29 protein-coding genes are annotated in these 22,113 nt (G+C 62.6%); 11 read left to right on the forward strand and 18 right to left on the reverse strand.

The genetic code is table 11. The features are described from left to right. Positions 1-21 precede the first annotated feature (21 nt). On the forward strand, positions 22-327 hold the full coding sequence (locus NH195_RS00195) for a hypothetical protein (RefSeq protein WP_066701475.1): 306 nt from the start codon (positions 22-24) through the stop codon (positions 325-327). Positions 328-471: 144 nt separating this feature from the next. Next, positions 472-876, forward strand: coding sequence for a protein tyrosine phosphatase family protein (locus NH195_RS00200; RefSeq protein ID WP_081423714.1), 405 nt, complete (start codon positions 472-474; stop codon positions 874-876). A 17-nt stretch (positions 877-893) separates the two neighbouring features. Here the strand turns inward: NH195_RS00200 and eda are convergent, their stop codons facing one another. After that, positions 894-1,535: a bifunctional 4-hydroxy-2-oxoglutarate aldolase/2-dehydro-3-deoxy-phosphogluconate aldolase gene (gene eda / locus NH195_RS00205; protein ID WP_066701477.1), complete on the reverse strand. Its 642-nt coding sequence runs from the start codon at positions 1,533-1,535 to the stop codon at positions 894-896. Positions 1,536-1,743: 208 nt separating this feature from the next. Here eda and NH195_RS00210 point away from each other — a divergent pair, with 208 nt between their 5' ends. After that, positions 1,744-2,856, forward strand: a complete 1,113-nt coding sequence (locus NH195_RS00210) for an oxidoreductase (protein ID WP_066701478.1) — start codon at positions 1,744-1,746, stop codon at positions 2,854-2,856. 183 nt (positions 2,857-3,039) lie between these two features. Next, positions 3,040-3,495: a GNAT family N-acetyltransferase gene (locus tag NH195_RS00215; RefSeq protein ID WP_066701479.1), complete on the forward strand. Its 456-nt coding sequence runs from the start codon at positions 3,040-3,042 to the stop codon at positions 3,493-3,495. A gap of 17 nt (positions 3,496-3,512) precedes the next feature. Here the strand turns inward: NH195_RS00215 and edd are convergent, their stop codons facing one another. Further along, on the reverse strand, positions 3,513-5,342 hold the full coding sequence (gene edd, locus NH195_RS00220; RefSeq protein ID WP_066701481.1) for a phosphogluconate dehydratase: 1,830 nt from the start codon (positions 5,340-5,342) through the stop codon (positions 3,513-3,515). Between the two features lie 282 nt (positions 5,343-5,624). Here edd and NH195_RS21030 point away from each other — a divergent pair, with 282 nt between their 5' ends. The 4 genes from NH195_RS21030 (at position 5,625) to NH195_RS00235 (ending at position 8,359) form a co-directional block, all read left to right on the forward strand. Further along, a complete protein-coding gene (locus NH195_RS21030) occupies positions 5,625-5,777 on the forward strand; it encodes an RSP_7527 family protein (RefSeq protein WP_155846034.1) in 153 nt (50 codons plus the stop codon). A 174-nt stretch (positions 5,778-5,951) separates the two neighbouring features. Continuing rightward, entirely contained in the window at positions 5,952-6,563 is a 612-nt protein-coding gene (locus NH195_RS00225; protein WP_066701483.1) for a DUF6778 family protein, read from the forward strand. 42 nt (positions 6,564-6,605) lie between these two features. Next, positions 6,606-7,823: an RSP_2647 family RNA methyltransferase gene (locus NH195_RS00230; protein WP_066701485.1), complete on the forward strand. Its 1,218-nt coding sequence runs from the start codon at positions 6,606-6,608 to the stop codon at positions 7,821-7,823. Next, a complete protein-coding gene (locus NH195_RS00235; protein ID WP_066701487.1) occupies positions 7,820-8,359 on the forward strand; it encodes an RSP_2648 family PIN domain-containing protein in 540 nt (179 codons plus the stop codon). Before NH195_RS00230 ends, NH195_RS00235 begins: the two co-directional genes overlap by 4 nt. Positions 8,360-8,489: 130 nt before the next feature. Here NH195_RS00235 and NH195_RS00240 read toward each other — a convergent pair whose 3' ends face one another. The 9 genes from NH195_RS00240 to NH195_RS00280 all read right to left on the reverse strand — a co-directional run bounded on the left by NH195_RS00240 (position 8,490) and on the right by NH195_RS00280 (position 15,842). After that, the gene (locus NH195_RS00240; protein ID WP_066701765.1) at positions 8,490-9,170 is read right to left on the reverse strand and encodes a M48 family metallopeptidase; all 681 of its coding nucleotides are present in this window, start codon (positions 9,168-9,170) and stop codon (positions 8,490-8,492) included. Between the two features lie 89 nt (positions 9,171-9,259). Continuing rightward, positions 9,260-10,051, reverse strand: coding sequence for a hypothetical protein (locus NH195_RS00245; protein ID WP_155846035.1), 792 nt, complete (start codon positions 10,049-10,051; stop codon positions 9,260-9,262). 166 nt (positions 10,052-10,217) lie between these two features. Next, positions 10,218-11,399, reverse strand: coding sequence for a vWA domain-containing protein (locus NH195_RS00250; RefSeq protein ID WP_066701491.1), 1,182 nt, complete (start codon positions 11,397-11,399; stop codon positions 10,218-10,220). A 3-nt stretch (positions 11,400-11,402) separates the two neighbouring features. Further along, positions 11,403-11,567, reverse strand: coding sequence for an apolipoprotein acyltransferase (locus tag NH195_RS00255; protein WP_066701493.1), 165 nt, complete (start codon positions 11,565-11,567; stop codon positions 11,403-11,405). 48 nt (positions 11,568-11,615) lie between these two features. Beyond that, complete coding sequence (locus NH195_RS00260) at positions 11,616-13,040, reverse strand: DUF2927 domain-containing protein (protein ID WP_238379663.1); 1,425 nt, start codon at positions 13,038-13,040, stop codon at positions 11,616-11,618. A 97-nt stretch (positions 13,041-13,137) separates the two neighbouring features. Continuing rightward, complete coding sequence (locus NH195_RS00265; RefSeq protein WP_066701495.1) at positions 13,138-13,716, reverse strand: TetR/AcrR family transcriptional regulator; 579 nt, start codon at positions 13,714-13,716, stop codon at positions 13,138-13,140. Then, positions 13,716-14,204, reverse strand: a complete 489-nt coding sequence (locus NH195_RS00270; protein ID WP_066701497.1) for an HPP family protein — start codon at positions 14,202-14,204, stop codon at positions 13,716-13,718. The genes NH195_RS00265 and NH195_RS00270 overlap by 1 nt, the downstream gene beginning before the upstream one ends. Positions 14,205-14,322: 118 nt before the next feature. Next, on the reverse strand, positions 14,323-14,763 hold the full coding sequence (locus tag NH195_RS00275) for a GNAT family N-acetyltransferase (RefSeq protein WP_066701498.1): 441 nt from the start codon (positions 14,761-14,763) through the stop codon (positions 14,323-14,325). A gap of 239 nt (positions 14,764-15,002) precedes the next feature. Further along, positions 15,003-15,842 (reverse strand): AAA family ATPase, encoded by an 840-nt coding sequence (locus NH195_RS00280; protein WP_066701500.1) that lies wholly within the window; start codon positions 15,840-15,842, stop codon positions 15,003-15,005. Positions 15,843-16,026: 184 nt separating this feature from the next. Here NH195_RS00280 and dksA point away from each other — a divergent pair, with 184 nt between their 5' ends. Together dksA and NH195_RS00290 are read left to right on the forward strand one after the other, a co-directional pair. Further along, positions 16,027-16,449 carry an RNA polymerase-binding protein DksA gene (gene dksA, locus NH195_RS00285; RefSeq protein WP_066701768.1) on the forward strand — a complete coding sequence of 141 codons (423 nt, stop codon included), beginning with the start codon at positions 16,027-16,029 and terminating at the stop codon, positions 16,447-16,449. Positions 16,450-16,606: 157 nt separating this feature from the next. Beyond that, positions 16,607-17,767, forward strand: coding sequence for an FAD-dependent monooxygenase (locus NH195_RS00290; protein ID WP_066701501.1), 1,161 nt, complete (start codon positions 16,607-16,609; stop codon positions 17,765-17,767). Positions 17,768-17,858: 91 nt separating this feature from the next. Here the strand turns inward: NH195_RS00290 and tpiA are convergent, their stop codons facing one another. From tpiA to NH195_RS00320, 6 genes are all read right to left on the reverse strand, one after another. Next, on the reverse strand, positions 17,859-18,605 hold the full coding sequence (tpiA, locus tag NH195_RS00295) for a triose-phosphate isomerase (RefSeq protein ID WP_066701503.1): 747 nt from the start codon (positions 18,603-18,605) through the stop codon (positions 17,859-17,861). Positions 18,606-18,701: 96 nt separating this feature from the next. Beyond that, on the reverse strand, positions 18,702-19,013 hold the full coding sequence (locus NH195_RS00300; RefSeq protein WP_066701506.1) for a TfoX/Sxy family protein: 312 nt from the start codon (positions 19,011-19,013) through the stop codon (positions 18,702-18,704). 13 nt (positions 19,014-19,026) lie between these two features. Then, positions 19,027-19,389, reverse strand: a complete 363-nt coding sequence (locus tag NH195_RS00305; protein ID WP_066701508.1) for a HesB/IscA family protein — start codon at positions 19,387-19,389, stop codon at positions 19,027-19,029. Between the two features lie 24 nt (positions 19,390-19,413). Then, positions 19,414-20,130, reverse strand: a complete 717-nt coding sequence (locus NH195_RS00310) for a DUF3307 domain-containing protein (protein ID WP_066701510.1) — start codon at positions 20,128-20,130, stop codon at positions 19,414-19,416. Further along, entirely contained in the window at positions 20,123-20,734 is a 612-nt protein-coding gene (locus tag NH195_RS00315; RefSeq protein WP_155846036.1) for a MarR family transcriptional regulator, read from the reverse strand. Before NH195_RS00315 ends, NH195_RS00310 begins: the two co-directional genes overlap by 8 nt. Positions 20,735-21,132: 398 nt before the next feature. Beyond that, positions 21,133-21,396 carry a helix-turn-helix domain-containing protein gene (locus NH195_RS00320; protein ID WP_066701517.1) on the reverse strand — a complete coding sequence of 88 codons (264 nt, stop codon included), beginning with the start codon at positions 21,394-21,396 and terminating at the stop codon, positions 21,133-21,135. Positions 21,397-21,493: 97 nt separating this feature from the next. On the opposite strand from NH195_RS00320, the gene NH195_RS21035 reads away from it, so the two are divergent. Continuing rightward, entirely contained in the window at positions 21,494-21,649 is a 156-nt protein-coding gene (locus tag NH195_RS21035) for a hypothetical protein (protein WP_155846037.1), read from the forward strand. A 25-nt stretch (positions 21,650-21,674) separates the two neighbouring features. On the opposite strand, the gene NH195_RS00325 is transcribed toward NH195_RS21035, so the two are convergent. Continuing rightward, on the reverse strand, positions 21,675-22,058 hold the full coding sequence (locus NH195_RS00325) for an SUF system Fe-S cluster assembly protein (RefSeq protein ID WP_066701519.1): 384 nt from the start codon (positions 22,056-22,058) through the stop codon (positions 21,675-21,677). Positions 22,059-22,113: the final 55 nt, after the last annotated feature.

Below are 22,113 nucleotides of genomic sequence, written 5' to 3' on the forward strand. Positions count from 1 at the left end.
GCCTGTCTCAGGAGGTGCCACATGGCGCAAAGACATCCTTACCCGAACCTGCCGGAGGTGGACCAGGCGCTCGATCCGGGCGGGCTGATCCGCGAATCCTACCGGATCGAGGGGCTGGGTCTGCCGGAGGCACGCTCGATCTTTCTCGACTGGGCGATCAAGACCGACCCGGAGCTTGCGCCGCAGATCGCGATCCGTCGGCTGCTGGCGCTTTATGCACCGTTGGGCGGGCCGGAGCATCCGATGACCGTGGTGCTGACCGAGGGATTGGGCAAGCTGAGCGGCCCGGGGGGGCGGCGCGGCGGCTCACGGGCACGCCGCGGCTGAGGGCATGGCGGAGCTACCGGCGGAACCGTTCGATTTTTCGGGATTTGTCATGTTCTGGCAGAGTCTCGTTTAGCAGTCGTTTACCCGTTGGGCCTATACTGTGGGAAAAATGCATTTTTTACGCACAGTCCAGAGGTGACCTCCATGAGGATCAAACGATTAAACGGCATGTTCACAGTCGCCACTCAGGTGGATCTGGCCAAGATCGGCAAGATTGCCGAGACCGGGTACAAGACCATCGTCTGCAATCGCCCGGATGGCGAGGGGGCGGATCAGCCCGGTTTCGAGGAAATGTCGAAAATCGCCCGCGATCTCGGGCTGCGCACCGTTTATATTCCGATTGCCCTGACCGGGGCGACGGAAAAGGATCATGCCGCCTTCGCCCGTGTGATCGAGGACATGCCGAAACCCATTCTCGCCTATTGCCGCTCTGGCACTCGCTCCGCGACGCTCTGGTCGCATTGGGAGCAGGAGGCGTCGGGCTATCACCGCGCGGAGCATCGCGTCGAGACGATTGCGCGCGAGCCGTGGCGTCGCATGTCTGCCTGAGCGCAGCGAACGCATGATCAACGGGGCAGGGCGGCGGCTTCGCGGGCCAGCTCCTCGATGGCTTTCCAGTCGCCCTTTTCCACCAGATCCGCGGGCGCAACCCAGCTTCCGCCGACGCAGAGCGTGTTGGACAGGGACAGGTAATCGCGAGCGTTTTTCAGAGAAATGCCCCCGGTGGGGCAGAATTTCATCTGCGGCAGGGGCGCGCCGATGGCCTTGAGCGCAGGTACGCCGCCATTGGCCTCGGCGGGGAAGAATTTTGCAACCGTATAGCCGCGCTCCAGAAGTTTCATCACGTCTGAGGCGGTGGAGGTGCCCGCCAGAAGCGGCATGTCATGTGCTTCGCAGGCGTCCAGAAGCCGGTCGGTGGCGCCGGGCGAGACGCCGAATTTCGCTCCGGCGGCCTTCGCGGCGATCACGTCCTCGGGCGTCAGAAGCGTACCGGCGCCGACCACACCGCCTTCGACCTTAGCCATTTCGCGGATCACGTCGAGCGCTACGGGTGTGCGCAGCGTCACCTCAAGCGCGGGCAGGCCGCCTGCGACCAGCGCTTCGGCCAGCGGGCGGGCATGGGCCACGTCCTTGACGACGAGCACGGGCACGACGGGGGCGAGAGCGCAGACCTCTGCGCATATCTGGCTGGCGTCTTGTGGTGTCATGATCTGTCTCCTGATGCGCATGTGGGAGTCGGTGTGATGCGTTGCGTCAGTGTTAGCGCTAAATCGACCCGGACGAAAGCCTCTGCGACGGCGGCTCATGCGTCAAAGCCTCTTCGCCTGCGCATTTTTGTCAAACCACCCCCGCAGGGCTTGTCCGATGTTTGCGCCACCATAGATTAGCGTAACACGCACACAAAGGAGCGCGAAGATGGACACAAAGATCGACACCTTGTTCCGACCGTTCACCTACAAGGGCCTGAGCCTGAAGAACCGCATCGTCATGGCGCCGATGACCAGGAGCATGACCAAGGGTGGGATTCCCGGGCCGGAAAACGCCGCCTATTACGCCCGGCGCGCGGCCCATGAGGTTGGCCTGATCCTGTCCGAGGGTACGGTGATCGATCGTCCGGCGTCGCGTAACGATCCGGGTATTCCGTTTTTCCACGGCCCTGAGGCCTTGTCGGGCTGGAGCCGGGTGATCGAGGCGGTCCATGCCGCGGGCGGCAAGATGGGGCCGCAGATCTGGCATACCGGCTCGACCCGGGCGGGCGCCTGGGAACCCGAGGCGCCGGTCGAGAGCCCGTCTGGGCTTGTCGGTCCGGACGATCCGCGCGGTGTTGCGATGAGCGAGGCCGATATCGAGGCGACGATTGCCGCTTTTGCGGCCTCGGCCAAGGCGGCGAAAGAGCTGGGCTTTGATGTGGCCGAGCTGCACGGCGCGCATGGTTATCTCATGGACCAGTTCTTCTGGGCGGGCACCAACCTGCGCGATGATCGCTGGGGCGGGGCGACCATCGAAGAGCGTTCGCGCTTTGCCGTTGCAGTGGTTCAGGCGGTGCGCGCCGCCGTGGGGCCGGATTTCCCGATCATCCTGCGTTTGAGCCAGTGGAAACAACAGGACTTCAGCGTCAAACTGGCCGCTGATCCGGAGGAAATGGAGCGCTGGCTCATGCCGCTCGTGGAGGCGGGCGTCGACATTCTGCATTGCTCGCAACGTCGCTTCTGGGAGCCGGAATTCCCGGAGATCGACGGCGAAGAGGGGCTGAACTTTGCCGGTTGGGCCAAGAAGATCACCGGCGTGCCGACGATCTCCGTGGGCTCTGTCGGCCTGTCGGGCGAATTCCTCGCGGCCTTTGGCGGCGAAAGCTCCGCTGTGACGCCGCTGGATCGGCTTGTGAAGCGGATGGACGCGGAAGAGTTCGACCTGATCGCCGTGGGCCGTGCGCTTCTGTCCGATTATGAATGGGCTGAAAAGGTCAAACGCGGTGCGGCGGACAAGCTCAAAGGTTTCGAATCTTCCGCGCTTGCCGAATTGGTGTGACCTTTCAAAGCCTTCCGGAGATGGGGAAGGCTTTTCAAGCGCACAGAGATGTGCGACATTGGAAGCCTCGGAACAAGGAGATTTATGCGCAGAAAATCAGCACCGCCACCCATGGCATGACGCGCGACCCAATCGGTTCGCATGATTTTCTATGCGCATTTGCGCTTTTTCTGAGGCTTTACCATGACCATTACACATCTGACACTCCGCCGCTTCGAGGCAGGAGATACCATGGTTCTGTCCCATATCTGGCGCGCGGCGTCGGAGCGGGCGCATCCGTTTTTCAGCCAAGAGCAACTCGATCAGCAACAAGCCTTGGTGGAGCAAGTCTACCTGCCCAAGGCCGAAACCTGGGTTGCGTTGCGCGGCGCAGTGCCGCTTGGTTTCATCGGGCTGTTGCCCGACGCAGAGGTGGCCATTATCGGCGGGCTGTTCGTCGCGCCGGAAGCACAGGGGCAGGGCATCGGGCGGATGCTTGTGGACCATGCTCGCAGGCTTAAACATCGTTTGAGCCTTGAAGTTTACGAGACCAATGCTTCGGCACGCGACTTTTACACCCGGCTCGGCTTTCGCCAGACCGGGCGGCGTGAGGTGGATGACAGCGGGTTGCCGTACCCGCTGTTGAAACTTGTGCTGTAACGCGGGAGGGCGTGCGCTCAGAACAGGGAGCACGCCCCTTCGGTGGCCGGTCCGGCATTCTGGCGGAAGGTTTCGAACAGTTCGCGTCCCATGCCGACGGTGTTTGCGGAGAGATCGACGGTCACCGCCGTGCGTGCCTCGAAACCGTCTTCCAGTACGTCGAGCGTGCCACTTGCGCCATCGACGCGGACCAGATCGCCGTCTTTGAGTTTCGCAATCGGACCGCCCGTGGCGGCTTCCGGTGAGACGTGAATACAGGCGGGCACCTTGCCGGACGCACCGGACATCCGCCCGTCGGTGACCAGCGCCACTTTGAGGCCCCGATCCTGCAACACCGCGAGCGTCGGCGTCAGAGAATGCAGCTCCGGCATGCCATTGGCACGCGGTCCCTGAAAACGGACGACGACCACGGTATCCTCGGTGAATTCCCCGGCCTGAAACGCCTTTTTGACGTCATGCTGATCTTGGAACACGCGGGCTTTCGCCTCCACCACATGGTGTTCGGGCTTCACGGCGGAGACTTTCATCACGCCACGCCCGAGATTGCCGCGGAGCTCCTTGAGACCGCCGCTTTTCTGGAACGGATCGGAGGCGGGGCGGAGGATCTTGTCGTTGACGCTTTCGCGTTCCGGCTCCTCGAAGCTGAGCACACCGTCACGCAGTTTCGGCTCTTTGGTATAAAGCGACAGGCCCTCTCCGGCGACGGTATTGACATCCGCATGGAGCAATCCGGCATCGAGCAACTCGCCGATCAGATAGGACAGACCGCCCGCGGCGTGGAAATGGTTCACATCGGCAAGCCCGTTGGGATAGACCTTCGCCAGAAGCGGCACCACATCGGAAATCTCTGAGAAATCTTCCAGATCGAGGATGATTCCGGCGGCGCGGGCCATGGCAGGCAGGTGCAACACGAGGTTCGTCGATCCGCCCGTCGCCATCAGCCCGACAATGCCGTTCACGAAGGCTTTTTCATCGAGAATGGCGCCTACGGGCGTGTATTCATTGCCAAAGGCGGTGATCTGGAGCGCACGTTTGGCGGCCTCGCGGGTCAGGGCGTCGCGCAGAGCGGTGCCGGGATTGACGAAAGAGGCGCCCGGAAGGTGCAAACCCATGACCTCCATCAGCATCTGGTTCGAGTTCGCGGTGCCGTAGAAGGTGCAGGTGCCCTGACCGTGATAGGCCTTCATCTCGCTGTCCATCAACTCGCGGCGGGTGATCTCGCCGGTGGCGAATTTCTGGCGGGCCCTGGATTTTTCATCATTCGAGATGCCTGTGGTCATCGGGCCAGCGGGCACAAAGACGGTGGGCACATGGCCAAACGCGGCGGCGGCCATGATCAGGCCGGGGACGATCTTGTCGCAGATGCCCATATAGAGCGCCGCGTCATAGCAATTGTGCGACATGGCGATAGAGGCCGAGAGCGCGATCGTGTCGCGGGAAAACAGCGACAGTTCCATGCCGGTCTGACCTTGCGTGACCCCGTCGCACATCGCCGGAACCCCGCCCGCGACCTGTGCCGTGGCGCCGTTCTGATGCGCGACCTCGCGGATGATGTCGGGATAATGCTCATAGGGCTTATGCGCCGACAGCATGTCGTTGTAGGCGGTGACGATGCCGATGTTGGGGGCGCGACCGTCCGCGAGCGTGGCCTGATCGTCCCCCATGGCGGCGTAGGCATGGGCCTGATTGCCGCAGGAAAGATGCGCCCGCGCCGGACCTTGCTCTGCCGCTTCCGCGATCCGGGCGAGGTAGGTCTCGCGGGTCGGGCGGGAGCGTTCGATGATGCGTTGGGTGACGTTTGCGATCTCAGGCGCGATTACGGTGGCGATCCGGGCGTTCGGGGACATGACGGGCCTTTTGCTGGTCTGGCCAAATGGGCACATGGGATGGTCTGAAATTCGTTAGCGCTAACCTAACCTCCTCGACAGGGAATGTCCATTGTGGCGTGGCGGCTGTTGCCGCCTATGCTGCACATGCAAGGGGGTTGCTGCAAGCGCATAACGGCTCTTCGCAATTGGCACTCGTCTGCGTCAGTGGTTTTGACCTATAAATCAGCCATCGGGAGGATCAACACAATCGCGCCAATGTCGGCACAGACCGGCGGGCCAACACTTGAATAGGTGATCCTGATGACCACACGTACCGTCGTTCAATTTTCCCATCTTGCCGTCGAAGCCGAAGCCCGCAAACTGCGTGCTCAAGCCATGCGTTCGATGATCAGTGCGACCGGCAAATGGCTTCGTGGCCGGCTGCATGGCGGACGCGCCGCCGAACTGGCCTGATCAAACTGGCCTCGCGGGGCCAGACCGGACCCGAGCCAAGCACAACAGGCGAAACGCCACTGCCCACGCACCACACCGCTTTGAAAATCCCGGAAATGCTCCGGGATTTTCGCATTTTGGCCTCATTCTCCCGGCACGTTAACCAAGAAATTGGGGAGACCCCCGGAGGCCGTCATGAAACAGACATTCAAAATCGCAGCAGCCCTGATGCTTGCCGTCGCCACCAGCGCCTGCACCATGGAAACCACGTCCCGGGCGGTGCCGTTCGAGCTGCCGCTGGGGGCGGGAGGCGCAGAGGCCGTGATGATTGCTCCGGATTTCCGTGTCGCAAAGATCAACGTGAGCGTGCCGGACACGCTGACCGTGTCCGAGGAGAACGGCATCAAGCCGCGCGCCGATATCGTCTGGCGCGAGGACCCGTTCGGCAATCGCTACGAACAGGTCAAATCGGTGATGGAAGCGGGGCTGAACGCAGGTGCTCAGGCGCTTGACGGCGCGCGCGCGGTGGTGCTTGACGTGCAACTGGTCCGCTTTCATGCCCAGACGCAGAAAGTGCGCTATTCCTCGCTGCCGTCCAAACATGAGATCGAATTCCTGCTGACCGTGCGTGACGCCAACACCGGCGCGGTCATCGTGCCCTCGCATATGGTCAACGCGACGTTGAACGCGCTCGGGGGGAATGCCGCCGTGGCCGCCGACCGTGCGGGGATCACTCAGCGGATGCGGATCGGCGAACATCTTGCAGGCGTGATCTATGGCGAGCTGACCAAGCCGATCGCACTCTGATCCCTCTTCCGTGCAGATCGAAACAGCGCTAAGAGGGCTCTCATGACAGAGCCCTCTTTTTCACTCCCGACCATCCGCCTCAAACCCAAATCCAATGCCCGCGCAATCCGCCACGGCGCACCTTGGGTCTATGATAACGAGCTGGTCACCGACCGGCGCACCAAGGCGATTGCGCCCGGGACCATCGCGCGCCTCGAAGATGCGGAGCAGAATTTTCTGGCCCTCGTGGCGGTCAATCCGAATTCGCGCATTTTTGCCCGCGTGCTCGACCGCGACGAGGCGGGGGTAATCGACGCGGCGTGGTTCCGCGCCAAGCTCGCGACGGCTCTGGCGCATCGCGAGACCCTGTTCGAAGCGCCTTTCTATCGGCTGGTTCATGCCGAGGCCGATGGTCTTCCGGGCGTGGTGATCGACCGTTTCGGCGATACCTGCGTGGTGCAGCCCAACGCCGCATGGGCCGATGTTTTGATCGAACCTCTGGCCGAGGCGCTTCGCGAGGTGACCGGGGGCAAGACCGTGGTGATGAACGGCACGGGGCGGGCGCGCGGTCTCGAAGGGCTTGAAGAGAAAACGGAAATCCTCTCTGGCAAGGTCGACGAACCGATCCCTGTGCCGATGAATGGCGCGACCTATATGGCCGATCTCATGGGCGGGCAAAAGACCGGGCTGTTCTACGATCAGCGTCCGAACCATGCCTTTGCCCAGCGTCTGGTCGCGGGCAAAAAGGTTTTGGATGTGTTCTCCCATGTCGGTGGGTTTGCGCTGGCCTCTCTCGCAGGTGGTGCGGCCTCGGCGCTGTCGGTCGACAGCTCGGCCGCAGCCCTCGATCTCGCTGAAAAAGGCGCAGACGCGATGGGGAAATCGGCCGTGTTTTCAACGCGCAAAGGCGATGCTTTCGATGTCATGGCGGCTTTGGCGGAAGAGGATGAGACATTCGACGTGGTGATCTGCGATCCGCCCGCGTTTGCGCCGTCGAAACCCGCGCTGGAAAAAGGTCTGCGCGCCTATGAACGTGTCGCCCGCATGGCCGCGCCGCTGGTGCGGGAGGGCGGGTATCTGGGGCTTTGCTCTTGTTCGCATGCGGCGGATTTGGAGAAGTTTCGCACCGCCTGTAACCGTGGGATCGGGCGCGGTGTCGGGCATCTTGGACGCTCGGCGCAACTGATCCATACGGGGTTTGCCGGTGCCGATCATCCGCTGATGCCGCAGCTCGCGGAGAGCGGTTATTTGAAGGCGCTGTTCTATCGGATCCTGCCGTGAAAGTGTTGCTCGACGCCTGCGTGCTCTACCCGACGGTGATGCGGGAAGTGCTTTTGGGCGTCGCGAAACGCGGGCTTTATACGCCGCTGTGGTCGGCGCGCATTCTGGAAGAATGGGCGCGGGCCGCGCGCAAGCTCGGCCCCGGAGGCGAAGCGCAGGCGCGCGGCGAAGTGGCGCTTGTGCGGGCGGAGTTTCCGAAGGCAGAAGTCAAGGAACACAAAGGCTTAGAGGCGCGTCTTTATCTGACGGACGAGAATGATATTCACGTTCTGGCCGCCGCGATTGCGGGCGGCGCAGAGGCGATCGTGACCGTGAATGCGCAGGATTTTCCGCGTCATATTTTGGCCGAAGAAGGGCTTGAGCGCTGGGACCCGGACGGGTTTCTCTGGCGGCTCTGGTCGGATCGTCCCGAGGAGGTGGCGGCGGCGGTCGAAGAGGTGCGGGCGGAGGCCGAACGGCTTTCGGGCGAGGCCTGGGACGTGCGGCGGCTTTTGAAAAAGGCGCATCTGCCCCGGCTGGGCAAGGCGCTTGGCTGATCCGTTTTTGAGTATTTTTGCCATCGGAAAACAGAAGGCGGTTTCGCTCTGAAACGGCTGATTTTGGCTGTCGGATTTGTGTCGGACTTTTGTCGGACATCCGTCGGGCACGGCGTGGGCGCTCAGGCGATCACGACCATTTCGCCTCATTGGCCTCGATGGCTTTGATCCGCTCTTCGGTCTTCGGGTGGCTCATCAGCCAGGCGGGCATAGAGGCGCCATGGGCGCCGGTGAGATGCGGCAGTTTTTCGAAGAGCGATTTTTGTGGGCCGGTGCCGATCCCGGCCTTGATCAAAAGTGCTGTGGCGTAGGCGTCGGCCTCGTATTCATCGGAGCGCGAGAGCTTGGCGGCGAGCATCTGGGTCAGCCAGCCTGCGATATAGACGCCGAGGCCGGGAAGGATGCGGGAGAGCAGCATGGCCAGTGCCGTGCGCAGCGCATTCTGACCGGAGAAGTCGATCATCCGGCGTTTCGAATGGCCAAGGGCGACATGGCCCAATTCATGCGCGATGACGGAGGCCATTTCGGTGTCGGTGATCTGGCCCTGACGGAATTTGTCGTAAAAGCCGCGGGTGATGTAGACCTTGCCATCGGGGGCGGCGAGGCCGTTGACCGGCTCGATCTCGTAGAGAAACACCCGCACGCGGGGCAGATCGAGCGCGCGGGCGAGTTGACCGAAGGCGCGGGCCAGCGCCGGGTCCGCGAGTTCGGAGGAGCGCGCCTCCAATTCCCGCAGGGTGCGCCAGACGGACATGCGGTACATGGCAATGCCCCAGATCAGGGCGAGGAGGAGCGGCGTGAATTTCAACATGACCGGAATATGGGGGCGACCGGGGCGGAGGGAAACCCCGCCCGGTCGCATTTTTCCGATCCCTGTGGTGCGCCTCTGTGCGGTGTCGCCTATCGTTCGAGCGACCGGACCGTGTGCCGTGCCAGCAGCCCGGTGAGCGGCCGCACCGGAGCGAAGGTTTCTTCGTACAGAGGGCGGATCGCCTGTCTGTTGCCGCCGGGGTGCCAGGTCAAAAGCGCGCTGACCCCGAAGCTGTCGTCGTTGCCCTCCGTGTCGGTGACGAAACTGTAACTGGCGCTCAGTGTCAGGTCGACGGGGGCCGTGGCAAAGGGCCATGTGGCGCCGAGTGCGGCGGTCAGGTCGCGGGAGGCCAGATCGCTTTCCTCCAGATCGTAACCCGAGAGCGAGGCGGAGAGGGCGAGACGATCGCCGATACCGGTTTTCACGCCAATGTCGCCGAAGATGAAATCGCGGTTGTCCGGCTGGTAGAGGCCGATCCCGGCGCGCATCGACAGGAGGGTCTGGTCCTTGATGGCCCAGAGACCTTCGATGCCGAGGGTGCCGATAGAGGCCGCTTCCTGATTGATGTCGGTATAGGCCGCGAAGAGACCGTATTTCGCATCGGCATTGGGCCGCATGTAGAGATGGCCCGCGAGCGTGCCTTGCCAATGATCGGGAAATGAGGTGGTGCCCAGATCCAGTTGCAGCCCGTGATAGCGCGAAATGGCATAATCGAGCGTGCCGTCCGCCGTGGCGATCGACGTGTCGTTCAGGGAGATGTAGCCGATGCTGCTGTTGGCTCCGAGAAATCCGAGGCCGCTGTCTGCCGTGGCGGCAAGCGGAGCAACTGTGGTCGCGAGCGCTGTCGCCAACCCCAGAGAGAGATGTGATAGCCGTGTCATGTCTTCACCCATATGCGGGGACGGACCGCTCCGGTCCTGATGTCTCCGCCTTTTGCAAGCTGCCCCCAGCCCGATTTCAGACACAATTATGACACGTTTTGGCGCGTTAAGATATTCTTAAGTAAACAGATGGTTAACGGCGTTAGTTGATGTCTTTCCTGAGCCGTTACGTCAGCATTTTCATGCCGCGGTCCAGTCCCTCGAGTGTCATCGGCACCATGCGGTCCTCGAATATCTCGCGGATCATGGCGATGGATTGCGTGTAGGGCCAATGGGTCTCCGGCACAGGGTTGAGCCAGAGGTGATCGGGCCATGTGGCCCGCGCGCGGGCCAACCATGTGGCCCCGGATTCCTCGTTCCAGTGCTCGTTGGCGCCGCCGGGGATGGCGATCTCGTAGGGCGACATCGAGGCGTCGCCGACGAAGATCACTTTGTAATCCTTGCCATAGGTGTTCATCACCTCGCGGGTGGGAATTTTCTCGCCCCAGCGGCGGCGGTTGTCGCGCCACACCCCCTCATAGAGGCAGTTGTGGAAATAGTAATATTCGAGGTGCTTGAACTCGCTGCGGGCGGCGGAGAACAGCTCCTCGACCACCTTGATGTGATCGTCCATCGAGCCGCCGACGTCGAAGAACATCAGGACTTTGACGGCATTGTGCCGTTCGGGGCGGGTCTGGACATCGAGATAGCCATGCTCGGCGGTGGCGCGGATGGTGCCGTCGAGGTCGAGCTCCTCATGCGCGCCCGAGCGCGCCCATTTGCGCAGGCGTTTCATCGCGAGCTTGATGTTGCGGGTGCCAATTTCGACTGTGTCGTCGAGGTTCTTGAACTCGCGCTTGTCCCAGACTTTGACGGCACGGCGATGGCGCGACTCGTGCTGGCCGACGCGCACGCCTTCGGGGTTGTAGCCATAGGCGCCGAAGGGCGAGGTGCCCCCCGTTCCAATCCATTTGTTGCCGCCCTGATGACGGCCTTTTTGTTCTTCGAGCCGCTGTTTGAGTGTCTCCATCAGCTTGTCGAACCCGCCCAGAGCCTCGATTTCGGCCATCTCCTCGGGGCTGAGATGTTTCTCCATCTCCTTGCGCAGCCAGTCTTCGGGCAGGTCAAGTGCCGTCAGTACGACGTCTGAGGAGATGCTTTCAAAGCCTTGAAAGGTCTTGGAAAAGGCGCGGTCGAAACGGTCGAGGTGGCGCTCGTCCTTGACCATGGTGGTGCGGGCGAGGAAGTAAAACTCTTCGATGTCGTAGAGCGCGAGGCCGCGGTCCATGGCTTCCAGAAAGGCAAGGAATTCGCGCAAGGAGACCGGGACGCCTTCGGAGCGCAGGATGTCGAAGAAACGCAGGAACATGGCTCAGACCAAACGGTCGAGAAGGACGCCCGCAAAGAGGCCGACGACACCGAAGATCAGCGCGTAGACCACCATGTATTGCAACTTGTCGGCGCGGTTGCCGCCGCGTGTGTGGGCCAGTCGCCAGCCCCAAAGCCCGCCCATCACGGTCAGAATGATCCCGATCATCTCTCGCTCCCCTTGGAGGCGTGGGGACGGCGTGCCTCTTGTCGCGGCCTAGCGTGCCAGGGCGGCGATTTCGGCGGCGCGGGCCCGAACCTCGTCATCAGAACCGAATCCATAGCGCGCCCAGCCGAGGCTGTCGAGCCGCACGCTGCGGGCGTCCTGTGTCCGGCCGAGTTTTTCGAGCGCTTCGGATTCGGTCAGCATGAGCGAGGCCAGCAGGGCGGCGTTCTCGGCGTCGCGGGCGGCGTCAATGGCGCCAGCGGAGAGTTCATAGGCGGCCTGATAGCGATGTTCCGAGAGCGCGAGGGCGGCGCGTTGCATGGCGACATGGGCGGCGTGGAACCGGGTCTCGGGGCGCGCGGCATAGATGCGATAGGCCTCGTCGAGGGCGAGATGGGCCTGTGCGCGGTCGCTGGAGACGGCGAGGCGGCCCATGAGGAACCACGAGAAGCCTGCGCGGCTGTCGGACCAGCCCTCGTTGCGGGCGATGGCGACGGCCAGTTCGGCGGCGCGGCGGCGTTGCGGCAGCGGGGCGTCGCCCATGGCGGTGAGCACGGCCTGGGTCCAGGCGGGGGGCGTCGGCTGAACCGGAACGGTGGTCCGCCCTGCGCCTGCCGGATGGATTCGGGCAAGAATGCCGGGCAGGGCGGCGGCGACCTGTTCGCGGGTCATGCCGGAGCGCAGCTCGGGTGCGTAGGTGGCGCGCAGGATGAGCATGTCGAAGGGGGTGAGGACGGAATGGATATTGTCGTCGTTGAACACCGAATCCGGCAGGCGGTAGAGGTCGTTGAGCGGCCCGAGCGCCTGGGCGAGTTCTTCGTGCAGGCAGTCGCGGATTTCCTGCGGCGGCACGTTTTCCGGGATGAAGACGGCGAGACGCTCGCGGCGCTCGACCTGGGTCCAGCTCAGATTGGCGCGGCGGGCGTGGCGAAATTCCTGCCAGCTCGACACGTTGGGCACGACGATGCAGGCGGTGTTGGGCGCGCGGCGCGACAGTTCGGCCTGGGTCAGGGTCTCGATGGTGATCGAGGCGGGCTGACCGGCGGGCACACGGGCGATCTCGATCCCTGCCTCGGAGCGGAAGCGGTCCATCAGGCGCGACAGGTCGTAGCCGAGCGAGGCCGGGATGCGCTCGCCGGTGATGCGCAGCGTGATTGGGCCTTCGAAGCGGGTGAACCGCTCAAGGGTCGCGCCAGTTTCGAGTGCGAAGCTCAGGTCGAGGAAGTCGCGGGCGATGGAGGTGTTGGAGCGCGTGGTGGTCTGCGTCGGCGCGGGCGAAAAGATTTTCATCGGCGGCAGATCGAGGGCGGCGGGCGCGGCGCGGGCGGTGTCCGGGGTTTTCGGCGCCGTGGTCATGCATCCGGCCAGAAGCACTGTGCCCGCAAGGAGGCGGAGGAGCGGACCGGTTTTGAGGCCGTTTTCGATGCTGTTTTTGATTCCGCTGGCGGTGCGTTTGTGCATGTCGGGGTGCGTCATGACGCGTCTTTCAGTCTGAGCCCAAGGCCTCGGTTTTAACGAGGTAACTGTGGCGATTTTAGGGCAAACCGGGGAGAATGCCAGAGGGGACAGTGCGTTAAATCCGAGGCTCCGGTTCGACCGGAAGGCCCAGATGCGAGACGGAGGCGGTCACGGCGGTCAGAAAGGCGGTGTCGTCGCCGGTGGCCCGGGCGAGCACGATGCCGCCCTGAACAGCGGCCAGAATCTGGATGGCTTGCGCCCGGGCGTCGACGCTTGGGCGTCCGTCGCGTTCGAGGCAAAACTGAAGGCTTTCGCGCCAGCGGGTGAAATACGGGCCGATGCGCCGGGCAAAGCGGTCGCGCAGGTCGTCGAGGGCGAAGGCCCCGACAAGGCAAATGCGCTGGCCGGATTTGAAATAGATGTCCAGCGCGTCGATCATGTCCGGCAGGGCAATGGCGGCGGGCTTTTGCGTCAGCGGCGTGAAGATATGCGTTTCGAACCAGAGAGCGATGTCGGCAAGGACGGCATCGGCCATCTCGTCTTTGCCGCCGGGAAAGAAATGGTAGAGGCTGCTGCGTCCCGCGCCGGTTTCCTTGGCGATGATGCCGATGCTGGCTCCCTCGAAGCCGTGACGCCGGAATATTTCGGCGAGGACGGGGATCAGGTCGGAGCGTTCGAGAACGGTGCGGGCCATCAGGGGATCCTATTCGGGTAGGCGGTGCCGTTGAGGCGATGGAAGGTCATGGCGACCAGAACGAGGATTACGGAGCCTGCGAGGACCGGAGCGAAAAGAAAACCGATGCCGGGATCGGCAGCGAAGACCACCAAAGGGTCGGCACCGGCGGGCGGATGGGTCACACGCAGCGCGACCATGAAAGCCGTTGCGCAGCCCACGGCAAGGGCGACACTCCACCAGCTTGAAGCCCAAAACGCATGGAAGGCAAGGCCTGTCAGGGTGGCCACGAGATGCCCGGCGATGACGTTGAGCGGTTGCGAGAGCGGGGCCGAGGGGGCTGCGAAGAGCAGCACACAGCTTGCGCCGAAGGGGGCGACGAGGAGGGCGAAGGGCACATTCTGGGCCAGAAGCGCAAGGATGGCGATGGCGATGAAGCTGCCAAGGCCTGCAAGGAAGACGTTTCTGAGATTTGAGCGGGGCAGGCTTGGGCTCAGGAGTTTGATCATGGCGAATCCTGTAATGAACGATACATTATGTAATGATCGTTACATTTCGCGCATGGTGGGTGTCAACGGAGAATTTTCAGGCTCAGAGGCTGGGCTCGGAGATTGTGCTCTCGGGTGTTTACCGCGTGTATTTGATAAACGGCGTCAGCTTGCCGATGCGGTCGTAGAGTTGGCGTGCCGTGGTGTTGTCGGTCTGGGTGGTCCAGTAGACCGTCGGCGTGCCGTTGTCGTCGGCGACGCGGTAGACGCCTTCGATCAGGGCGCGACCGGCGCCGGTGCCGCGGGCGGCCTCGGTGACGAAGAGGTCTTGCAGGTAGCAGACATCCTCGATGCGCCAGTTGTGGGCATGGAAAATGTAGTGCACGAGGCCGATGAGCGCGCCGTCCAGCTCGGCCACAAGCGCACCGCGTTCGGTGTGCGCCGGATCGGTCAGGCGGGCGAAGGTGGTGTCGTAGATCTCTTGCGAAAGCGCGGTTTCGTAAAAGGTGAGATAGCCGCGCCAGAGCGGCTCCCATTGAGCGCGATCGTCTGGGATCAGGGGGCGGATGGTGAGGGGCATGGCACGCTCTTGCTTGTGGGAGGGACAGTCTTTGCATCCCGCAGGTGCAGCGAAAATTCAAGCGTTTCCCCGCCCTGTTGTCGCCGCAGATTACAGGTCGGGGACATCGCATTTCCGCACATAAAGGTCCGAGATCGGGCGTAGGCAGGTCAGGCCGCTAGGGCGAAGAGAAAACGGCGCATGGTCGGTCCTTTCGGGGGGACTGTGCCCCTGTGTGGCAGGCGGAGATGATCATGCGCTCAGCGACGCCCCCTTGCGAGAAAAGCGAGGCGTTCGAATAGGGCGACGTCCTGTTCGTTCTTCAGGAGCGCGCCGTGGAGTTTCGGCAGGCTGCTGGCGCCGTCGCGGGCGAGGTCTTCGGGCGAGAGGTCCTCGGCGAGCAAAAGCTTGAGCCAATCCAGAACCTCGGAGGTCGAGGGTTTCTTCTTGAGCCCCTGCGTGTCGCGGATCTCATAGAATTGCGTGAGCGCGGTGGAGAGCAGCCGGTCCTTGATGCCCGGGAAGTGTACCTCGACGATCTGCTTCATCGTCTCCATGTCCGGGAAGCGGATGTAATGGAAGAAACAGCGGCGCAGGAAGGCGTCGGGCAGTTCCTTTTCGTTGTTCGAGGTGATGATGACCACCGGGCGCTGGCGGGCGGAGACGGTTTCGCCGGTCTCGTAGACGTGGAACGCCATCTTGTCGAGCTCCTGCAACAGATCGTTCGGAAACTCGATGTCGGCCTTGTCGATCTCGTCGATCAGGAGAACCACCTTGCGGTCGGCCTCGAAGGCCTGCCAGAGCTTGCCCTTCTTGATGTAGTGGCGGACGTCCTCGACGCGCGGGTCGCCCAACTGGCTGTCCCGCAGCCGCGAGACGGCGTCGTATTCGTAGAGCCCCTGCTGGGCGCGGGTGGTGGATTTGATGTTCCACTCGATCATGTCGAGACCCAGCGAGGCGGCGACCTGACGGGCCAGCTCGGTCTTGCCGGTGCCCGGTTCGCCTTTGACGAGGAGCGGACGCTCCAGAGCGATGGCGGCGTTGACGGCGACGGTGAGGTCGGCAGGCGCGACGTAACTGTCGGTTGAGGAAAATTTCATAGGGTTTCGGGCCTTGAAGGATAGGGATTGTGCGGGATCATAACGGCCGGGGGGAAAGGTGCAACATCAGGGATATTGTGACGTGACATCCCGGGTCAAACGCGCTAAACGGGCCGCAATTGGAGGGCGCCTTATGGCTGATAACATCGAAAACGCGGCCGAAGGCACGACAGAGGTGAGCACTATGAAGGCTGAGGCTTTTTTGCCCGATGACTACCGTCCCGCCGAGGACGAACCTTTCATGAATGAGCGTCAGCTCGAATATTTCCGCCGCAAGCTTTTGATGTGGAAGGCCGAGCTTCTCGATGAGAGCCGCCACACGATCGAAGGCCTGCAGGACAGCACCCGCAACATCCCCGACATCACCGACCGCGCCTCCGAGGAAACCGACCGGGCGCTGGAACTGCGCACGCGGGACCGTCAGCGCAAGCTGGTGGCCAAGATCGACGCGGCGCTGCGCCGGATCGACGAGGGCGAATACGGCTATTGCGAAGTGACCGGCGAGCCGATCTCTTTGAAACGCCTCGACGCGCGCCCGATCGCGACGATGACGCTTGAGGCGCAGGAGCGCCACGAGCGTCGCGAAAAGGTTCATCGGGACGACTGAGCGCTTATGCGCTCGGGGGACGATTGAGCGCCTAAGCCTCGCGGCATTTTGGCCCGATGATCTCGGCACGGGAATATGAGAAACACCGGAGGAAACTCTGGTGTTTTTTCTTTGTGCAGAGGTAAACCCGGAGAGAGCAGACTAAAGGAACAGTGCCATGGTGATCGGTCAGGATATTGCGGTTTTGGGAGCGGGCGTCGCGGGGCTTGCGGTGGCGCAGGCGCTGGCGCTCAGGGGCGCCAGGGTGACGGTCTACGAGCAGGCCGCCGAGATCGCAGAGGTCGGCGCGGGCTTGCAGATCTCGCCCAATGGCGTGCGGGTTCTGAAGGCGCTGGGGCTTGACCCGGAGGCCCATGCGATGCGCTCGAAGGGCGTGCGGCTGGTCGATGGCTATATGGGGCGCGAGGTGCTCTATCTCGATCTCGCCGCCTACCGGCCCGAGGATGCGTTCCTGTTGATGCACCGTGCCGATCTCATCGCGATGCTCGAAGCGGGGGCGCGCACGAGCGGGGTGGAGATCCGGCTGGCGCATAAGGTGGCCGATATTCAGGGCGATCATGACGGGGTGAGGCTGACGTTCGAGGGCGGCGAGACGGTGCGCCACGCCGTGGTGCTGGGCGCGGACGGGCTGCATTCGAAACTGCGCCCGATGCTCAATGGCCCGGCGAAACCGTTTTTCACCGGTCAGACGGCATGGCGCGCCACGGTTCCGGCCATGGGCAACGAGCCGCCGGTCGCGATGGTGCATATGGCGGCGGGGCGGCATGTGGTGAGCTATCCTCTGCGCGGCGGCACTTTGATGAACATCGTGGCTGTCGAAGAGCGCGAGGATTGGGTGGAAGAGGGGTGGAACCACGCTGGCGATCCGACCGAGATGATGCGCAATTTTTCGAATTTCTGTCCGGGGATCAAAGGCGTGCTGTCGCGCGTGACCGAGGTGTCGCGCTGGGGGCTGTTCCGGCATCCGGTGGCGCTGCGCTGGTATTCGGAACGCACGGCCATTTTGGGCGATGCGGCGCATCCGACCTTGCCGTTTCTGGCGCAGGGCGCGGTGATGGCGCTTGAGGATGCCTGGGTTCTGGCCGACTGCCTTGCGACGCTGCCGCTCGATCAGGCGCTCCCGGCCTATCAGGCCAAACGGCGCGCGCGGGTCGTGCGGGTGATCGAGGCGGCGAATGCCAATGCGAAAAACTATCACCTGAGCGGGCCGAAGCGGTTTCTGGGCCATGCGGTGTTGCGCTTTGCCGGGCATATGGCGCCGAAACAGGCGGTGGAGCGGTTTTCGTGGCTCTATGATTATGATGTGACCAAGGGGTGAGAGGCGCGCCTCCGGCGGGAGTGTTTTCCGCACAAAGGAAACGAAAAGCGCCGCGCTCCGGGAAGGGGCGCGGCGCTTTGTGTTGGGGGACTCAGGCGGCTTCGAGGGCCGAGACGATGCCGGAGAAATCGGCGGCCTTGAGGGAGGCGCCGCCGACGAGCGCGCCGTCGACATTGGAGGTGGCGAAAATCTCCGCGGCGTTGGCGGGTTTTACGGAGCCGCCGTAGAGGAGCGGGATGTCCGATGCGCCCGCGCCGTAGCGGGCGGTGAGCGTGGCGCGCATGTCGTCGTGGACTTCGGCGATTTGTTCGAGCGTCGGGATTTTGCCGGTGCCGATGGCCCAGACCGGTTCGTAGGCGATAACGAGTTTGCCGAGATCGACCGCATCGGGCAGCGAGCCGGAGAGCTGTTTGCGGATCACGGCGAGGGTGTCGCCCGCTTCGCGCTGATCCAGTGTTTCGCCGACACAGACCACAGGGACGAGGCCCGCCATGGTGGCGGCCATGGTTTTTTCACAGACGATGGCGTCGGTCTCGCCATGGTCGGCGCGGCGTTCGGAATGGCCGAGGATGACGTAATCGGCGCCCGCATCGGCGAGCATGTCGGCGGAAATGTCACCGGTATGCGCGCCGGAGGTTTTCATGTGGCAATCCTGCCCGCCGGTGTCGATTTTCGTGCCCGAAAGCGCCTCGGCCATGGCGGCGACAAGCGTTGCGGGGGGGCAGAGCAGGATGTCGACCTTGGGGGCGGGGAACATCTCCGCGAGTGCGGTTGCTTCCGCGAGGCTGGCTTTCAGCCCGTTCATCTTCCAGTTGCCTGCGGCCAGTTTGCGCGCCATGAGAAAACCCTCCTAAATCGGTTGGGGGCATCATTGCAGCCTGTGGCGGGCAGTCAAGCGGCTGTGGGCGCTAACGCCTCAAATACTTGTGGAAATTCAGAGAGCGTCGATGGCACGCCGCGCCCAGTTGCAGGCGAGATCGGGATCGTCGAGGGCGGTCTCGGGCAGGGTCCAGTAATTCATGCCGCGGCCGTTTTCCACCTCGAATTTCTCGCAGTCTTCAGCGGCGAGGGCATCGGCGAAAGCACCTGCGACCTTGAGGTAGACGCGGCCGTCGGCGGAGAGGATCGCGAAAATCTGGCCTTCTGAGTAGATCGACAAGCCACCCATCATCTTGCGATGGCTGAGCGCGCCCAAGGGGCCGAAGAGGTCGTAGATAAAGGCGATGTCTTCGTCGGTGATAGACATTATTTGGCGGACATTATTTCGCGGTGAGGGTCTCGTCGAATTTGATCGACTCGCCACAGCCGCAGGCCTCGACCACGTTCGGGTTGTTGAATTTGAACCCGGATTCGAGAAGCGAGACCTGATAGTCGATCTCGGTGCCAAACAGGAACATCTGCGCCATGGGGGCGATCATCACGCGGGCGCCGTCCTGCTCGACCATCTCGTCCATCGGGTTGATCTCGGAGACATACTCCATGGTGTATTCCATGCCTGCACAGCCGCCTTTCTTGACGCCGATGCGCAGCCCCATGGAGCCGTCTTTCTCCATGAGTTTCGCGATCTGTTTCGCCGCAGCGGGGGTGATGCTCACCGCCTGTTTTCCCGGGATGCCGAACATATGCGTGTCTCCTTTGGAGGTAATCTAGTCGTTCAGGGGCGAAATTCCAAGCGGGGGGAGTTGTGCGGCAATGAACATCACCGCCAGCGTGACCGCGATGGCCCAGCCGAAGGAGGCGAGTGTGCCGATGATCACCCATTCGGCTTTCTTGCCCTCCTGCGCGGCCTCGAAGCGCAAAACGGATTTCGCGGCGACGAGAAAGCCGATGCCGCCGGCCATCTGGCCGATGAGCAGAAGGAAGATCAGCCCGCGTTCCAGAAGGCCGATCCAGAACCCGCCCTTGTCGAGGCTGTCGCCTATGGGGTTGGGGCCGAAGCGCTCCATCAGCTTGCCGACCGCAAACCCGCCCGCGCGGGTGGCGTAGATCGCGCCTGCGGTGAAAAGCATCGCTTTCGGCAGCCACGCAAGGGCGGCGTAGGGGCCTTGGGGGAAGAGGTCGGGGGCGATCAAGGCGATAAGAGTGAGGGTCACGAGGTGCAGCGCCTGATCGGTGATGTGGGGGATAAACGTGTCGGAGAAAAAGCGGGTCTTGACCGTGTCGATGACGATGTGAATGAGGGCCAAGGCGTAGATCATCGGGGAGGCGACCTGCCCGGTGGTGGCCATGGCGGTCAGAAGGACGATGAGAGCATGGAGGAAGAGGGTCTCGGGGCGGGACTTTTCCTCGACCATCCATCGGGTTTGGAAGACGTAATCGGCGAGGACATGGGCGAGGAAGAGGGCGGCGAGGGTTTCAGTCATGGGGCTGTCGAGCCTCCAGAAGCTTTAATGTAGCGATGATATAAGAGTAGGAAGCAGCTTCGAGTGTTTTGCCGATAGACTGTCGAGAGACGCCCATTTGGGCTGCAACGTCCTGCTGTCTTGGCGTGTCATCGGGGGACAGAAATGGCAAAATTGTTCTCGCTTGGGTGCTGGTCCAGTTGCTCACAATTTGATCGAGCAAAATGCAGATGGCATCCATTTCAGGGGTGTTCCCAGAGGCCATTCTGAAAGCGGGCTGCATTTGGTCGAGCGTTCGCCCCGACAACACAAATGCTGCATCCGTGGTTGTTTCGATTTTCTCTGGGAGTTTCCCTGACCCTTGGGCAATGGCAATCCGGGTATCGCAGGCGCGATCAATTGCGCGCAGTTTGGCGCGTATGATCAAAGCGGCGCGCAAGGAAAGCGAGGCGTTCTCGAAGGCGATTTGCCATCCATCTCCCCGATATTCAGAAAAGCGAGCCGGAGTGCCCCAGCCGGAAATTTCGGAAAATGTTTCGGCAATGGCGCGTTGAACCTTTTCCAGGAGGTCTGCGTTGAGCTTTGTGCTCTCTATAATGTCGCCGGTTAGAACTGTGATGCTCATGTGTGTCTCGCTGGTTTGAGCAATCTTTAAGAAGCTCCCAAAGAAAAGCAACCTTTTTTGGTTTCTTTTTGAGTTTGCGCCCCAAATGGGTTGCGCCTACCCAAATCGCGCGGGGGCGGTCAGGGCTTCGGCCAACGCCTCCAGCGCCGCGCGCACGGGCGGGCGGTGTATTCGGCGTAGGTGATCGGCGCGAGTTTGCGGCCCGCGAGCCAGCTTTGATCGGGGCGGCGGTTGCGGATGCCGATGTCGGCTTCGCGCCGGGCGATGTCGACGTTGGTGTTGGAGGCCAGCAGCGCGGGACGCCACGGGCTTTCGGGCGTCCAGATTTCGGAGAGATGGCGGGCGATGTAGCGCGTGGTCCAGCGGCCTGCGGTGATGCGGACCTCGGGGGCGGCGTCCTAGCGTTGAAAGCGTGCGAGACGGCGGACGGCATCGCGGAGCGGTTCGGCCTCTTGCAAAAGCGCGCGGCTCTCGGCGGTCAGTGTGTAGCCCCTATTGCCGCGCTCGAAGAGGCGCTTGCCGAGGCTGCGCTCCAGCTCCGCCATGCGGCGCGAGAGGGTGGGCAGGGAGGTGCCGGTGGCCTTTTCCGCGCCCGACAAGCCGCCGGCATCGGCCACGGCGAGGAAGAGGGCGTAATCATCGAGTTTGGGTCTGTCTTTCATTTTTGAAAAAATTCTTGCGCAATCAGGGCGTATTTTAGGGAGGTTTCTGAACCTATTCTGATCCTGTTTTTCAAAAATGCAATTAAAGGCGAGGCAGATGGATCGTATTCCCGTCCGGTTGGCGCAGGAGGATCAGGATATGGGGCTCTATGAGGAAGAACAGGCGCAGTATGCGCGGGAGCTGAAAAGACTTAGAGAAAATCAGCCGCCATGGTGGCGCAGGCTAGGGCTGTGGCTCAGGCCTGAGGCATAAAAAAGCGGCCCGGAGGCCGCTTCGATCACATAAACCCAAGCTCAAGCCGGGCTTCGTCGGACATCATTTCCATGCCCCAGGGCGGGTTCCATGTCAGTTCGACATCCACCTGTTTGACCCCCGGCAGCGGTTCGATCGCATCGGCGACCCAGCCCGGCATATCGCCCGCAACCGGACAGCCCGGCGCGGTCAGGGTCATGATCACACGCACTTCGTTCTCGTCATTGATCTCGACCGTATAGACCAGCCCGAGGTCATAGATATTCACCGGAATCTCCGGGTCATAGACGGTCCGGCAGGCTTCGACCACCGCTTCGTGCAGCGGGTGATCGGTGCTCGACGGTTTGATCAACGGGGCGCCCTCGACCGGGGTGTCCTCCGTCGCGGTGCGGTGTGCCTCTTCGCTCATGCGCGCTAACTCCTATTTCCGAGTAATCATATAGGGAATGGCGCCGACAAGGTCC

This window comes from Celeribacter ethanolicus (assembly GCF_001550095.1).
GTDB lineage: Bacteria > Pseudomonadota > Alphaproteobacteria > Rhodobacterales > Rhodobacteraceae > Celeribacter > Celeribacter ethanolicus.